This window comes from Leptolyngbya boryana PCC 6306 (assembly GCF_000353285.1).
In the GTDB taxonomy this organism is placed as follows: domain Bacteria; phylum Cyanobacteriota; class Cyanobacteriia; order Leptolyngbyales; family Leptolyngbyaceae; genus Leptolyngbya; species Leptolyngbya boryana.
The window spans coordinates 3,454,468-3,468,599 of sequence record NZ_KB731324.1 but is presented as its reverse complement, the minus strand read 5'-3'; the positions used below and the strand labels follow the sequence as shown (position 1 = coordinate 3,468,599).

The following is a 14,132-nucleotide window of genomic DNA, read 5'->3' as shown; positions in this document are numbered from 1 at the left end:
AAAGTTCTAAGTTAGTTCTCCGTACCATACGGATATCTTTGAACTAACTTTCCGAATGATTCCCTATTGCAGAAATTTTTTAACGCTGCGCTGACAGGCAACCTGATCCAGTCGCTCTATCCTCGGTACTTTCACGAACAGACTTAGCCTTCAGTCTCGGCACTATCGCCATCTTCAGGAGGTGCTGCAACTTTGACCATGGCATGACGCAGAACTTTATCCTCGAGCATGTATCCCCGCATCAGTTCTTCAATCACGGTTCCTTCTGGATGTTCACTGGTCGGTTCGCGCATGACTGCTTCGTGCAGATTCGGATCAAATTCTTTCCCTTCTGCTCGCATTGGTGCAACACCGACTTTCTTCAAGCGATCGACCATATCCTTATAGACACCCTGATAGCTCTTATGGATGTTCGCTTCACCATCAGTTTGCGGCTTAATCTGCGATCGTGCTCGCTCAAAGTTGTCTACAACCGGAAGCAACTCTTTCACGGTGCTGCATTTAATTTGAGTTTCTAACTCTTCTTTTTCCCGCTGAGTGCGACGACGGAAATTCTCAAAATCGGCGGCAATCCGCATGTACTGATTGTTGAGTTCATCTGCTTGCTTTTTCAGACCTTCAATTTCTCGCTCTTTCGCAGCATAATTCGATCGCAATTCCATAAATGCCGCTTCATAATCCGTTTCATCTTCAGATTCAGAAGCTGTTGCAGCAACTTCCGTTTCCACGGCTTCACTCGCTGGCTCAGACGGAGTAGAAGTTGGTTCAGAAGATTCACTGGCTGAAACTTGAGTTTCGTCTACTTGTTGATTTTGTTCGTCGATCATCGTGCGCTAATTCCCCTGTATAGAACGCTGGCTTAAGCAAACTTCTTCCATCCTAGCGAATGAGTCCTCAGATGCCGCACTGCTTACAACCGTTAAGCATCATATCGCACTGCCTTCGGTTTGAAGCTCGATCTCATTCAATCCAAGCGTTCTTCAAAAAACATTTTGGGAATGCTCAATAAGGTGATCTTCGTTCATCCGTTATGACAAACTCTTCTTCTCAGCGGCGCGCCCTTGTTGTTCAAAACAATTTTTCGCCGTTTGGCAATAAATTGATTCAATCTGGCTACGTCAATAACGAGCAAATGCAGCAGGCTCTGATTGAATGTCGAAAGTCAGGTAGACCGCTGACTGCTGTGCTAGAAGCGCTGACCGGGCAGCAGCTGTCACCGGATTTGATTCGCCAATATAAACGGCAGCAACTGTTTGAGTTGAAGATTCTTTACGGCGTTGAATCTCTTGATCCTGAACTCAATCAGGTTTCTTCCGCTCAAGTCGGGCAGTTAATCGACACGTTGATTCCAATTGAGCTTTGCCGTCGTTATAATCTCATTCCCCTTTCTCAAAGCGAGACCGATCCACCTTTTGTGCTTGTGGCAATGGTGGATCCCGACAATCTAGCAGCGCAGGATGAATTAAATCGCATCTTACGTCCAAAAGGCATTGGATTGCAGCGATTAGTCATTACGATCGATGATTATCAGCGGCTGATTTCTACCTACATGGATGCTCGGCTTGAGCAGGAGAAGCAGCTTGAAGCCCAATCTAGAGTAGATGTGCGCTCAGATCTCGAAGGGTTAGAATCCCTTGCCGAGCTATCAGAAGATGACAGCGCAGAAATGGATCTCGATGCTGGTGCTGAGGCTGATGCCGCTCCGATCATTGCGCTGGTGAATAAAATTCTGATTAAAGCACTGCAAATGGCAGTCTCTGATATTCACATCGAACCGCAAGAAGAATCTCTCCGCATCCGATTTCGTAAAGATGGAGTCTTACGAGAAGCGTTTGAACCTTTTCCGAAGAAGATTATCCCCGCAGTTGTAGCACGCTTCAAAATTATTTCTCAACTCGATATCGCAGAACGTCGAGCGCCGCAGGATGGCCGGATTCGCCGGATTTATGACGGTCGCAAAGTAGACTTCCGAGTCAACACACTCCCCAGTCGCTATGGCGAAAAAGTTGTCCTTCGGATTCTAGATAATTCGGCGACACAGCTTGGACTCGATAAGTTGATTACGGACGAAACTTCTTTGAGAATCGTTCAAGAAATGGTGAAACGTCCTTTCGGTCTCATGTTAGTAACTGGCCCCACGGGGTCCGGAAAAACCACAACACTGTACTCAGCTTTGGCTGAACGTAACGAACCTGGAGTCAACATTAGTACGGCTGAAGACCCGATCGAGTATTCTCTCCCTGGAATTACCCAAGTTCAGGTCATCCGGGAAAAAGGGATGGACTTCGCTGCAATTTTGAGAGCGTTCCTACGACAAGATCCGGACGTCATTCTGGTCGGTGAGACCCGCGACAAAGAAACAGCAAAAACCGCGATCGAAGCTGCTCTGACGGGTCACTTGGTTTTGACCACTCTCCACACCAATGATGCCGCAGGTGCGATCGCTCGACTCGATGAAATGGGAGTTGAACCCTTCATGGTGTCCGGCGCATTGCTGGGTGTTGTTGCTCAGCGTTTGGTTCGGAAAGTCTGTGACGAATGCCGAATCCCTTACCAACCTTCCCCCGAAGAACTTGCTCGCTTCGGATTAACCAGTGCGGGTGATGCCCAACTGACGTTATATAAAGCCAACACTTTAAGTCCCCAGGAAATTCAGGAAGCTCGCTCGAAAAATCAACTTTGTCAGAAATGTAGCGGGGTTGGTTATAAAGGACGACTCGGGGTTTATGAAGTGATGCGAGTAACAGAAGCGCTTCAGACCTTAATTACAGAGGGCGCTCCGACTGAACGAATTAAAGAAGTAGCTGTGGAAGAAGGAATGCAAACCCTACTCGCTTACAGCTTGGATCTTGTTCGCAAAGGACTTTGCACGCTTGAAGAAATTGAGCGGGTCACCTTCACTGACACTGGACTCGAAGCCGAACTCAAGGCAAAGCGTAAGACTTCGCTCACCTGCCGGACTTGTGGAGCAGAAATGCAGCAGGATTGGCTCGACTGCCACTATTGCACGACTCCGCGCTTCCAAGATTAATCCTTGACCTTAACTCATTTGCACTCGTTCTTATCTCTTAAGGAGCAACTCACATGGAAATGATGATCGAAGACTTGATGGAACAACTCATCGAAATGGGCGGTTCTGACATGCACCTGACCGCAGGACTGCCGCCTTATTTTCGCATCAGCGGACATCTTCAACCCGTCAGCGATCATGTTCTCAGTGCAGAAGAATGTCAGCGTTTGATTTTCAGTATGCTGAATAACACTCAGCGCAAAACACTAGAGCAAAACTGGGAGCTTGACTGCTCTTATGGTGTGCGCGGATTAGCTCGTTTTCGGGTCAATGTCTACAAAGATCGCGGAACTTACGCTGCATGTCTACGGGCACTCAGTTCCAAAATTCCAAATTTTGAAAAACTGAATCTTCCCGATGTCGTTCGAGAAATGTCCGAAAAGCCAAGAGGCTTAATCCTAGTTACAGGTCCTACCGGTTCAGGTAAGACAACGACTTTAGCTGCAATGATTGATTTGATCAACCGCACTCGTGCAGAACATATTTTGACGATCGAAGATCCGATCGAATTTGTATACGAACCTATCAAAAGTTTGGTTCACCAACGCCAGCTTCATGAAGATACAAAGAGCTTTGCAAATGCTCTAAAAGCAGCTCTCCGGGAAGATCCAGATATTATTCTGGTTGGGGAAATGCGGGACTTGGAAACTATCTCACTAGCAATTTCTGCGGCAGAAACAGGTCACTTAGTTTTCGGCACGCTCCATACGAGTTCTGCGGCACAAACCGTTGACCGGATGATTGATGTCTTTCCATCCGAGCGTCAAACGCAAGTGCGGGTGCAGCTTTCCAACTCACTCGTTGCAGTCTTCAGCCAAACGCTGGTGCCGAAGAAGAATCCCAAACCGGGTGAATATGGGCGAGTCATGGCTCAGGAAATTATGATTGTCACCCCTGCGATCGCCAACCTGATTCGTGAAGGGAAAACCGCCCAAATTTACTCAGCAATTCAGACAGGCGGAAAATTGGGAATGCAAACCCTTGAAAAAGTGCTAGCTGATCAATACAAAGCTGGACTGATTACATTTGAAGCCGCCGCCTCCAAAACTTCTCGTCCTGATGAACTTCAGCGCTTAATTGGTGGAGTTCCGAATGGTGCAGCAGGCACAGCAGTGAAGCGCTAACTCAAATTACTCACACCTTCTACTCAACATCTTAGTGAGAAGGTGATTTTTTAGATCGATCACTTTGCGGAATCCGCATCTTCCATTTTTTCTACCTCTTACCGAAAATCTATGCCAACCTATGTTGCCCGCGTCCGAGACGCTAAAGGAAACGCCAAAAAGGAAAAAATTATCGCGGATTCTCTAAGTGATGCGCGGTCTGCCTTGCGTGAACAAGGACTGTTTGTGCAAGAACTGAAAGAAAACGAAGCCTTTGATATCAATAAGAGCTTTGCCAATTTCCAAACTTCAATGGTTTCTGTCACGGTCAAAGACAGAGCAGTATTTTCGCGTCAGTTTGCAGCACTTGTAAACGCAGGGGTTGCCCTAGTTCGAGGATTAGGTGTATTGGCGGATCAGTGCACCAATCCCAAATTGAAGAAAGCACTGATGGAAATTAGCTCAGATGTTCAGCAAGGGGTCAACCTGTCTGAGGCGATGAGAAAACATCCTCAATGCTTTGATGGCTTATATGTCAGTATGGTGCAAGCTGGGGAAACGGGTGGAGTACTCGATGAAGTGCTCAATCGCTTGGCAAAACTGCTTGAGGATGTTGCCCGTCTGCAGAACCAAATTAAATCAGCGATGAGCTACCCAGTTGTAGTTGGGGTGCTTGCAACACTAATTTTCTTGGGAATGACGATCTTCTTAATCCCAATCTTTGCAAATATCTTTAAACAAATGGGGGGCGATCTGCCAGCATTTACTCAACTCATGCTGGATATCAGTGCTTTTCTAACCAGTCCATCAGCGTTTAGCCTTTTTATTATTGTTCCATCAATGGTTTTCGCGTACAAGCAGTATTACAAAACTCGCGTTGGCCGCGAAACAATGGATCGCTTCTTCTTAAAGATGCCATTATTTGGTGATCTCATTCAGAAAACGGCAACTGCGAGGTTCTGTCGGACTTTTGGGGCATTGACTCGATCGGGCGTTCCAATTTTGACCTGTTTGGAAATTGTCCGGGACACTTCGGGAAATCAGATTGTCGCAAACGCGATTGATGAAGCCCGCAAAGAAATTCAGACAGGCGGCATGATCAGTATTGCGTTACAAAAAGAGCAAGTTTTTCCAGCAATGGCAATTCAAATGATCAGCATTGGTGAGGAAACCGGCGAGATCGACAAAATGCTGATGAAAGTTGCAGATTTTTACGAGGATGAAGTTGAGCAAGCTGTGAAAGCCCTAACAAGCATTATGGAACCGATTATGATTCTATTTTTGGGCGGCATGGTCGGCAGTATTCTCGTTGCAATGTACTTACCGATGTTTGCCATCTTTGAAAAACTCGGTTAATGTGCAATCACATTCCGTTAATTCACAAATTCGGGTCAGATGTACGGGGCACAAGTTCACCGCATCTGACCTTTGTTGTTCATCTATTGTTGATCCCAAAGCCGTCGCAATGTCCGCTCAAAAAGTTCAATACGAAGAATTACTCGCCACATATAGTCATTCCACAGAAGCGATCGAGCTTCTAAAATGCCACCGCGCCTATCTAGAAATGATTCCAAGTATGCGACGGGCAGAGGAGAGTGTGCTTACGATTCCATTGCCGATCGTGCGAATTCGCCATACAACAATGGCAGCCAATGGAACCAACATCACAACACTTGAATCTCATCTTTTGCCGTGTGAATTAGCAATCTTGATGTGTGATCCAGAGTGGAAAATCAAAACCGGAAAAGAAATCTTTATCTTTATTCATCAACCCGATGAAGATTTTTCTGATCTGTTAAGTCGTTGGCGACGGACACAGATTATTTTAGAGAAAGATTATGAGTGGGTGATGCCACCTCGTCACCAGCACATCCTGAATGATGGGGCTGACAAAATATACCCTCTATTTGTCGTCTTTGAAGAGACACCTGAACGGATTATACGCGGCTTGAAAGGCGCGCATCTGCCCTTTACCCTGCAAGGCGCAAGCAATGATCGCTCTGAGTTAGAGGAAGCATCCGACTCTCTGGCTCCTGAAGAATGACGATTAAAAAACCTTTCAACTTAATGATCAAGAGATTTTTTCAATTCAGCTATCTTGAGTCCTACGTTTGAGTCTTGATTTCTGGTGTCGGCGACTTACCGCAATCATGGCATGGTCAACTGGGAAACCTGCAACTGGAATGACTTGATACTTACGCTCCTCTTCCAGTCGTTTTAACTCAGCGTAATTGACCCAGTGAATACAATCGACAGGGCAGGTCTCGATCGCTTCTTGAATGAGTTCTTCAGCGTCCCCGTCTTGGCGAATCACACGCGATCGGCCGTAGTCTGGCTCAATATAGAAAGTATTTCGGGCAACGTGAGCACAATGCTTACAGCCGATGCAAGTAATTTCATCGACGTACACACCCTTTTGTCGGAAAACTCCTCCCAACTCAGGCTCAAAACCCGATCGCCCTTCTGTCTCACGAAGAAACCCACCCAACTCGGGTTCCAGTCCAGACCGTTCGGGGTCAACCCCAGAGAGAGAATTATCACCTTCGGGTAGTTGGAAGGAGTCAGCCATTTACGCGCTCCAGCGTTGTAAAACTAGACGAATCGAACCATCTTCGTTCTTTTGCTGCTCGGCAACCTGGAAGCCTTTGTCAGCACCTTCATTCACAATTGTGTGATAAGCGTAGCGCTGCGTTACCTTACTCAAGAAACGATCGACGGAGTTATCCAAACTCCAGAACTGAAGGTCGGCAACCAGCTCATATTCGTGACCGTTCCAGGCAAAACCGACATCGTAACCGTTGTTTTGTTCGATCACAACTTCTGCAGATTGAGTCTGACCGCGATATCCCCGAACGTCTCGAGGACCGGTTTTCCAGTCCATTCCTAAATCCGAGAGCGCAGATTGTAAGGAAGTGAGATTGCGGATTTGAGTTTTGATTTGACTAAAATGTGACATGGCAAATGGTTACGAATCGAATTGTAAGGGGTCTATACGAACTTACCAATCGCTGTACGTTGCTTGGGTCTTTACCGTTTCGGATTGCTGAACCGTTTGGGCAAAGTATTCAGAGGTGCGTTCTTGGGCGATAACTCGACCCAACTGAGCTTCGATCGCGGCAGTGACTTCTTCGCAAGAAGTCCCAATAATTCCGGTTACTTTCTCTTGCACCCGACCGTCTGGATAGATGATGAACTCTAACGTCTCCATGCGCTTTGCCCAATGTCTAGAAGGTACTTAGCAAAATGTCTGGGAATGGAAGGCTTGTCAAACAAAGTCGAAAGTTACTTCTATTCAAAGTTCCAGCAATTTCACTTTAAAACGTTACAGAACTTAGCAGCTAATAAGAGTGGTTTCTGATTATCTGTCAGTTTCGCTTAACTTCCTAAGAGAGTCAAGCCAAAACACCAGTGAAATGCTTTACATAAGTATGCATTTGGTCAACTCATGCCTTCCTCTATCAACGGAGTGATCCCGATAGAAGGCAACCGATTGAAATTTTGCCGTCGCGGTGAGGGGTTTCACCCCATAGGAATAATACCGAAGTCTGAGTAACAATTATTACAGCAAGTCATCCCTTGCGCTGTTTTCAAAGTTGTGCATCCCACTATGGTATCTTCGATCGCATCAGGAACGCTGCTCCGGCAACGGTATTTGATCAAGCAAATCTTAGGTCAAGGCGGATTTGGACGAACCTATTTAGCCGTTGACCAAGAACGGTTTGATGAGCTGTGCGTTATTAAGGAATTTACTGTTCCATATCAAGATGACAGCTTAGTGGAGAAGGCGAAAGCACTGTTCCAGCGTGAGGCAAGTACGCTTTATCAGATTCAGCACCCGCAAATTCCTCGGTTTTGGGCAGCATTTGAGAGTGAACAGCGGCTGTTTCTCGTTCAAGATTTTGTGCAAGGGCAAACGTATCGGGATTTATTGCAGGCTCGACGGCAGAACGGAGAAGCATTTTCTCAAGCCGAAATTTTACATTTGCTGAATCATTTATTGCCTGTTCTAGCTTATTTGCACGATCGAGATATTATTCATCGAGATATTTCTCCGGAAAACATCATCTTGAGAGCCGCTGAAGTGCGTGAAAGGGTGATTCCGGCTGTCGTGACACCAACGACGAACCAAAGCTTGCCGATATTAATTGATTTTGGCGCAGTGAAGGAAGCAGCAAGTCATTGGCCGATTATTTCGACGATTACTCGGGTAGGAAAGGTGGGTTATGCTCCTCCCGAGCAGCTACAAACGGGGAATGTTTCTCCACATAGTGACCTCTATGCGTTAGGAGCAACCTGTCTAGTACTCCTGACAGGTCGAGAGCCTCAAAATCTTCTGGATAGCCAGACGTTGGCATGGCAATGGCAGCCTTATAGTCAGATCAGTGATGAGTTGGCATTGATATTTCAGAAAATGCTGTCGCTGCATCCGAGCGATCGCTATCAATCTGCACGCGAAGCATGGGCAGACCTACAGCCCTTGATAGAGGAATCGGTAAAAAGCACCCTACTGAATCCGATGTCACAGCCGCTTCAGTTGATTGAACGAGAGATTGCACCCGCAGCAAGAGATACCAGCTTGAAGCAGGTCACGACGACAATTAGGACGCGATTATCGATGAGCAGCAACACTGAGGATGAGGCTTCGGGTAGGTCAAGATCAGGACTCTCTAGAAGTTCTTCAGTATCTAGAAAGACTTCAACGATGAGCAGATTCGCAGTTCCGACCGCGATCGCAACCAGCCTACTGGTTTCTACAGGAATTGGATTGCATCTGTTTCGGATCACAGATCCCTTACCAAGTACCCAACAGATCAGGACAGCTGCTCCTTTTCGGAATTCCGGAACTGTGAGTAATGGAGAGCCGCAGCGGATTGTCATCCCAGCGGGAGAAATTTCGGCTGTGCTGCAAGGAAACTTACTGGAGCAAACCTCTCAACCCTATACTGTTGAAGCTGCACAGGGGCAGATTATGACTGTGACGGTTGAAGGAACAGGGGTGTTGATGAATTTGCTGCAATCGAATGGGCAGGCAATTGATAGTTCGTCTCATCAGACTCGGAATTGGACAGGTCAGTTGCCAAAGAACGATCGGTATACGATTCAGGTAACAGGAGTAGGCTCATATTCGCTAGATGTGGCAATCACGCCCATTTCGCAATTTATCGATTCAAATATTCAGCATGTTCGATTCCCACGCAACAAGACGCAGACAGTAGTCACTGGAAAGCTTCAGCCTAATCAAAGTCGCAAATATTTGTTAAAAGCATCTGGTCGCCAAGTGATGGCAGTACGCGTTCTGAAAGGGAAATCGCTCCTAACAGTTCTTGCACCAAATGGGCAGCGCATTGGCGGCAGTTCGACTGAGTCGCAGAATTGGCAGGGACGTTTGCCCATGGATGGCGAATATACGATCGAAATTATTTCGGACAAGCCAGAAGAATTTGCCCTTGGATTTGAGATTTACTAAACGGCTAGGTGAGTGGAAGTTGAACCTGCACGGTTGTGCCCTGTCCCACTTTACTTTTGATCTCGATCGTACCGCCCTGTAATTCGACACATTGTTTGACGATCGATAATCCTAAGCCACCACCTGCGATTGTATCTACGTTTTTCGCACGGTGAAATGGCTCGAAAATTAAGGGTAAATCTTGTTCTGGAATGCCCGCACCTTGATCGCTGACTGTCAACACAACGTGATCGCCAGAGCATTGCACTTTTAAGTTGATCGGTTGGTGTGCAGGAGAAAATTTGAGGGCATTGCTCAAAAGATGATGCAAAATTAAGGTCAGCAATTCTGGATCAAGCATGACCTGAGTGCAATTGCCAACATAGTTCAATTCGATTTCGCCTTGAATATCTGACAGTAAGCTGCTGCAAAATCGATGTAGGTCAAATGTATGCAGCTGCAATTCGATGCCTTCAGCCTCTGTTTTTCGGAACGTAAGCGCATTGGTGAGAATCGTTGTCATTGATCGAACGGCTTCGCGGATTTTTTGGAAATAGCGAGATCGACGTTCTTCGGAACAGTCTGTTCCTAGTCGTTCTAAAAGTTCGGCAGAGGTCAGTACGATCGCCAATGGAGTCCGAAATTCGTGCGAAGTCGTTGTGATAAACCGAGATTTCAGCTCTTTCAGTTCGTCTAAAGCTTGTGTAACTTCCGTAGCCGATCGTTCACGCTCTTCGATTTCAATCTGAAGCCGCGCGTTGACTAAGGCTAATTCACAAGTGCGTTCCTGGACGAGGCGCTCGAGTTGTTGTTGGTCTTGGTGACGTTGCAGGGCAATTGCGATCGCGCTATACAGTTCACTCGGCTCGATCGGCTTTAATAAAAAGCCAAAAGGCTCAGCTTGTTGGGCTGAATTCAAAGTACTTGCATCGGTATACCCGGTGAGAAATACGACCGGGATTTTCCAGCGATCGTGGATGGTTTGGGCAACTTCAATCCCCGTTTGCTGACCTTTCAGTCCAATATCCATCAAAACGAGATCAGGTGCTGTATTTGCAACAAGAGCCAAAGCAGATTTTGCAGAGTTCGCGATACCTGTAACCGCATAATCTGCAGCTTCTAGGCGTGAGCAAAGATTTAGCGCAACGATGCCTTCATCTTCAATAATGGCGATCTTTTCACCCACCATTTTTTGCTCACCTGCCTGGGTTGAAAGTGATGATTTCACAAGCACATTCTTTCACTAAATTAGGAACTCAATTGATGCACCTAGATGTATAAAATGCTACTTATTATTGAAAAACAGAACTCATTTATGCAGGGTTAAAAGATAGACTATACCCTACATAAAACGTTGGAAAATCATGCTCTGAAGTGTTTATTATTCTAGTCTAATTTCAACAGAAATCTTTTGCATCGAAAATAGCGTGCTATCCGATTGGAACATAGCCAGGTTGCACAGCATGAATGTACTCACTGCCAGATTCGGGAAACCCACGACGGTAGACAGCTTCTTCGGGTTTGCCCCAGCCGAGTTGCAAGATCAGTTCTAGAGTTTCGTCTTTTCCTTGCTGGCTAAGGACAGCCCATTCTGAGCGGTGCAAAATGCGATCGATATCTTCTTGAGCAATCAGCTGGTACAGTTTACCGCTGTTCATACTGAGATAGAGATCTAATTCAGTGGTGATATCTTGCCAGAACTGAACAATTTTCAGTTTCTCGGCTCTGAGAATTGCCAGATCAGAAGGCAGACTGATTAAGTGTTCATGAATTTTGGGACAGGTGCAGGTTCTTCCATTAATTGTCATAGATGACCAGACAATGCCTGAAACCTGATGCTCGATCTGGTAATGATGAATTGCTGTGCGGAAGTCTCGGTAGGCAGTAAATCGCTGAATTCCGTCCGAGTTGACGAAGCGATCAAGCAGGGGATTAATGCCAGAGGGCATTGCCGCAAGATTGAGGCGTTGCCCATTCATGCAGGCGTGCCGCTCTCGTGACAGGATTTGGATTAGTTCCTCAGTGCTATAGATTTGGGGCATCTCAGGCAAAGGGGCTAGGTGTCCTATCCGTCATAGTACCGAGTAAATCTAGAGCCGTGGGCTTTTCTGATCTGATTCTTAAGATTTTGATTGAGGAACGAGTTCGGAATTGATTTCGTTGACTGGGCGACGTTTGAGAATGACCGATTCTGATCGAGGTAGCAAATCAAAGACTTTGCGAAATTCGTCATCGATTTTTTCGTAAGGAATCGAGCCAATTTCGTTGAGGCGCACTTTTCCGTTTTGGTCAAATAAGACAGTTTGAGGAACGAAGCCTTTGTAGTAGTAGCCTGGTTCTTTGGGATCAAATTTGGCTTTGATGGGGAGCGAATCGACTCGAATTGGGAGAATGTCGATGACGCGCCCATAGAAGGCTTGAGTTTGAGAAACGATGTTGGTGTATTGTTTGCAGTCGCTGCTGTCGTCTGTGTAGAACACAAGCAGTGCAGGTTTCTTTTGGTTGAAAGAGTCGGCTAAAGTGACTTTGGGGGGAACGAGTGAGCCATTTCCAGCATAGAGTGCGAAGATCTCGCCATCATATCGATCGTCGGTCAGACTTGCCCAAGCCGGTTGAGCGATCGTAAAACAGACGATGAAAACGGCGATAAAAACAGAGACTAAACGGTTCAACATAAGGGTCAGGAGAAAAAACGTCACTCATATCTCATTGTGACGGAAGACGGGCGCATCTCACTGATCGAGTTTTTCCGGCTTGCGAATGGTGAAAGAAACTTCCTGAGGAAATTTCGGTGTGGAGGATTGCGCGATCGTCGGAGGTGCGCTAGGGATGAGGGGTTCTTCAGGAGGCGGAACCGTGTTGAGCAGATTAAAGGGAAAGCCGGCGCGGCGATCAAAGTTAGATGCGATCGCGAGAAATGCGCCGCCTAAGATAAAAATTGGCAGAGGTAATTTGATCTCGCTTGCCCATTCAAACGCTTGGGAGAAGATGAAAAAAATGACAAAGCAGATCAGTCCAAATTGTGCCGTTGATCCCATGAGTTTCTCTGGTTCACGCTACAGCTTGTTATAGTACACCTGATTTTAATCTTTGTCGCACTGTGTGCGTCGATGCGCTGCACAGTGCGAATTTCTTATCGCTCCATTGCTTCAAGTGATTTCGGAACTGCTGCGGTCAGGATTTCATTGGACGTTTCTGTCACTAAGACATCATCTTCAATCCGAATGCCAATTCCTCGCCAGCGATCGCTAATTTCCGGCTGTCCTTCGAGCGGTTGGAAGTCCTCGCGAATATAAATTCCCGGCTCAACTGTCACGACTTGTCCCGGTTGAAAATTCAACCAGGTTTCTCCGACTTTTCGCGCGCCTGCGTCATGTACATCTAAGCCGAGCCAGTGTCCTGTTCCATGCATGAAAAAGGCTTTGTATTTTTCCTCTTTGATGATTTCTTCGATATCACCTTGTAGTAAGCCTAATTCCAGCAATCCTTCCGTGATGACTCGAACCGATGCATCATGAAATTCATTCCACGGCTTGCCAGGTTTGACTTGTTCGATCGCAGCAAGTTGCGCCTTCAACACCAATTCATACAAAATCCGCTGCTCCTCAGTAAACTGATTGCCGACCGGATAGGTGCGGGTAATGTCTGAGTTGTAATAGTTGTAAGAACAGCCTGCGTCAATGAGTAAAAGCTCGCCGTCTTGCATTTGGCGATCGTTTTCGGTGTAGTGCAGAATGCAAGAATTTTTGCCGGATGCGACGATCGAAGGATAAGCAATGCCTTGCCCACCTCTGAGCCGAAATAAATGCTCCATTTCGGCTTGAATCTCATACTCATACATTCCAGGCTTGCGAATTTTCAGAGCCAGATTATGCGCTTCCGCCGCAATTTCAACCGCCCGCCGCATCTCGGAAAGCTCGTATTCGCTTTTCACTTGTCGCATAGGGTGCAGGGTAAAACTTGGATCTTCGATCGACGTAGGCCCTACTCCATTGCGTTCATATAAAGCGACACAGCGCTGCCAAAGTCTGAGAACGAGATCGTTAAACGTGCGATCTCGTCCAAAGTGATAGTAAAGTTTTTCAGCTTTCGTGACATACTGCCCTAATTTCTCATTGAGTTCAGTAATCGGATAAGCTTCATCCGCTCCATAGAGTTCTTTCGCTGCCTCGACTCCGATGCGATAACCTGTCCAGGTTTCCTTATCTCGATCCTTTGGCTGCACAAATAGAATAAATTTGTGTTCTTCATGCCAGGGTGCAAAGACTGCGACTGCATCAGCTTCGTTGAATCCCGTCAGATAGTAAAAGTCGCTATCTTGGCGGAAATTGTATTCCACATCGTTGTGCATCACTGCCATCGGCGCACTGCGAAAAATTGCTGTGCCGTTACCAATTTTTGCCAAGTAGCGATCGCGTCTTTGCTGAAATTCGGAATGGAGCATGAATCTAGAAGGATGAAGGATAAACGAGTGTTGCCACACAGCTTTTATTTTAGGACGGCTCTCTAATCT

At 46.5% G+C, this 14,132-nt stretch carries 14 protein-coding genes; 5 read left to right on the top strand and 9 right to left on the bottom strand.

Annotated features, from left to right (window positions below; all coding sequences use genetic code 11):
• Positions 1–143 precede the first annotated feature (143 nt).
• Positions 144–827 (bottom strand): nucleotide exchange factor GrpE, encoded by a 684-nt coding sequence (gene grpE, locus LEPBO_RS0117460; RefSeq protein WP_017288853.1) that lies wholly within the window; start codon positions 825–827, stop codon positions 144–146.
• A 203-nt stretch (positions 828–1,030) separates the two neighbouring features.
• On the opposite strand from grpE, the gene LEPBO_RS0117455 reads away from it, so the two are divergent.
• The 4 genes from LEPBO_RS0117455 (at position 1,031) to LEPBO_RS0117440 (ending at position 6,217) form a co-directional block, all read left to right on the top strand.
• A complete protein-coding gene (locus LEPBO_RS0117455; protein WP_017288852.1) occupies positions 1,031–3,031 on the top strand; it encodes a GspE/PulE family protein in 2,001 nt (666 codons plus the stop codon).
• A 53-nt stretch (positions 3,032–3,084) separates the two neighbouring features.
• Positions 3,085–4,194 carry a type IV pilus twitching motility protein PilT gene (locus LEPBO_RS0117450; protein ID WP_017288851.1) on the top strand — a complete coding sequence of 370 codons (1,110 nt, stop codon included), beginning with the start codon at positions 3,085–3,087 and terminating at the stop codon, positions 4,192–4,194.
• A gap of 111 nt (positions 4,195–4,305) precedes the next feature.
• Positions 4,306–5,529 (top strand): type II secretion system F family protein, encoded by a 1,224-nt coding sequence (locus LEPBO_RS0117445; RefSeq protein ID WP_017288850.1) that lies wholly within the window; start codon positions 4,306–4,308, stop codon positions 5,527–5,529.
• A 109-nt stretch (positions 5,530–5,638) separates the two neighbouring features.
• A complete protein-coding gene (locus LEPBO_RS0117440) occupies positions 5,639–6,217 on the top strand; it encodes a hypothetical protein (RefSeq protein ID WP_026148724.1) in 579 nt (192 codons plus the stop codon).
• A 45-nt stretch (positions 6,218–6,262) separates the two neighbouring features.
• Here the strand turns inward: LEPBO_RS0117440 and LEPBO_RS0117435 are convergent, their stop codons facing one another.
• The 3 genes from LEPBO_RS0117435 to LEPBO_RS0117425 are packed head-to-tail and all read right to left on the bottom strand — an operon-like array spanning position 6,263 to position 7,381.
• On the bottom strand, positions 6,263–6,742 hold the full coding sequence (locus LEPBO_RS0117435) for a ferredoxin (RefSeq protein ID WP_017288848.1): 480 nt from the start codon (positions 6,740–6,742) through the stop codon (positions 6,263–6,265).
• Entirely contained in the window at positions 6,743–7,129 is a 387-nt protein-coding gene (locus tag LEPBO_RS0117430; RefSeq protein WP_017288847.1) for a DUF1257 domain-containing protein, read from the bottom strand.
• Between the two features lie 42 nt (positions 7,130–7,171).
• A complete protein-coding gene (locus tag LEPBO_RS0117425) occupies positions 7,172–7,381 on the bottom strand; it encodes a DUF2997 domain-containing protein (protein WP_017288846.1) in 210 nt (69 codons plus the stop codon).
• Between the two features lie 399 nt (positions 7,382–7,780).
• Between LEPBO_RS0117425 and LEPBO_RS40150 the strand changes: the two genes are divergently transcribed.
• Positions 7,781–9,640 carry a serine/threonine-protein kinase gene (locus LEPBO_RS40150; protein ID WP_017288845.1) on the top strand — a complete coding sequence of 620 codons (1,860 nt, stop codon included), beginning with the start codon at positions 7,781–7,783 and terminating at the stop codon, positions 9,638–9,640.
• Positions 9,641–9,644: 4 nt separating this feature from the next.
• Here the strand turns inward: LEPBO_RS40150 and LEPBO_RS0117415 are convergent, their stop codons facing one another.
• The 5 genes from LEPBO_RS0117415 to LEPBO_RS0117395 all read right to left on the bottom strand — a co-directional run bounded on the left by LEPBO_RS0117415 (position 9,645) and on the right by LEPBO_RS0117395 (position 14,063).
• Positions 9,645–10,847, bottom strand: a complete 1,203-nt coding sequence (locus LEPBO_RS0117415; RefSeq protein ID WP_144056222.1) for a hybrid sensor histidine kinase/response regulator — start codon at positions 10,845–10,847, stop codon at positions 9,645–9,647.
• Between the two features lie 202 nt (positions 10,848–11,049).
• On the bottom strand, positions 11,050–11,661 hold the full coding sequence (locus tag LEPBO_RS0117410; protein WP_026148722.1) for a hypothetical protein: 612 nt from the start codon (positions 11,659–11,661) through the stop codon (positions 11,050–11,052).
• A 78-nt stretch (positions 11,662–11,739) separates the two neighbouring features.
• Positions 11,740–12,294 carry a thylakoid membrane photosystem I accumulation factor gene (locus LEPBO_RS37410; RefSeq protein ID WP_017288842.1) on the bottom strand — a complete coding sequence of 185 codons (555 nt, stop codon included), beginning with the start codon at positions 12,292–12,294 and terminating at the stop codon, positions 11,740–11,742.
• Between the two features lie 57 nt (positions 12,295–12,351).
• Positions 12,352–12,657: a hypothetical protein gene (locus LEPBO_RS0117400; protein ID WP_017288841.1), complete on the bottom strand. Its 306-nt coding sequence runs from the start codon at positions 12,655–12,657 to the stop codon at positions 12,352–12,354.
• A gap of 95 nt (positions 12,658–12,752) precedes the next feature.
• A complete protein-coding gene (locus tag LEPBO_RS0117395) occupies positions 12,753–14,063 on the bottom strand; it encodes an aminopeptidase P N-terminal domain-containing protein (RefSeq protein WP_017288840.1) in 1,311 nt (436 codons plus the stop codon).
• Positions 14,064–14,132 lie beyond the last annotated feature (69 nt).

What these genes read in the sequence shown, in the direction of transcription:
- grpE (WP_017288853.1), bottom strand. Translation starts at nt 827, where the DNA reads ATGATCGACGAACAAAATCAACAAGTAGACGAAACTCAAGTTTCAGCC.
- LEPBO_RS0117455 (WP_017288852.1), top strand. Translation starts at nt 1,031, where the DNA reads ATGACAAACTCTTCTTCTCAGCGGCGCGCCCTTGTTGTTCAAAACAAT.
- LEPBO_RS0117450 (WP_017288851.1), top strand. Translation starts at nt 3,085, where the DNA reads ATGGAAATGATGATCGAAGACTTGATGGAACAACTCATCGAAATGGGC.
- LEPBO_RS0117445 (WP_017288850.1), top strand. Translation starts at nt 4,306, where the DNA reads ATGCCAACCTATGTTGCCCGCGTCCGAGACGCTAAAGGAAACGCCAAA.
- LEPBO_RS0117440 (WP_026148724.1), top strand. Translation starts at nt 5,639, where the DNA reads ATGTCCGCTCAAAAAGTTCAATACGAAGAATTACTCGCCACATATAGT.
- LEPBO_RS0117435 (WP_017288848.1), bottom strand. Translation starts at nt 6,742, where the DNA reads ATGGCTGACTCCTTCCAACTACCCGAAGGTGATAATTCTCTCTCTGGG.
- LEPBO_RS0117430 (WP_017288847.1), bottom strand. Translation starts at nt 7,129, where the DNA reads ATGTCACATTTTAGTCAAATCAAAACTCAAATCCGCAATCTCACTTCC.
- LEPBO_RS0117425 (WP_017288846.1), bottom strand. Translation starts at nt 7,381, where the DNA reads ATGGAGACGTTAGAGTTCATCATCTATCCAGACGGTCGGGTGCAAGAG.
- LEPBO_RS40150 (WP_017288845.1), top strand. Translation starts at nt 7,781, where the DNA reads ATGGTATCTTCGATCGCATCAGGAACGCTGCTCCGGCAACGGTATTTG.
- LEPBO_RS0117410 (WP_026148722.1), bottom strand. Translation starts at nt 11,661, where the DNA reads ATGCCCCAAATCTATAGCACTGAGGAACTAATCCAAATCCTGTCACGA.
- LEPBO_RS37410 (WP_017288842.1), bottom strand. Translation starts at nt 12,294, where the DNA reads ATGTTGAACCGTTTAGTCTCTGTTTTTATCGCCGTTTTCATCGTCTGT.
- LEPBO_RS0117400 (WP_017288841.1), bottom strand. Translation starts at nt 12,657, where the DNA reads ATGGGATCAACGGCACAATTTGGACTGATCTGCTTTGTCATTTTTTTC.
- LEPBO_RS0117395 (WP_017288840.1), bottom strand. Translation starts at nt 14,063, where the DNA reads ATGCTCCATTCCGAATTTCAGCAAAGACGCGATCGCTACTTGGCAAAA.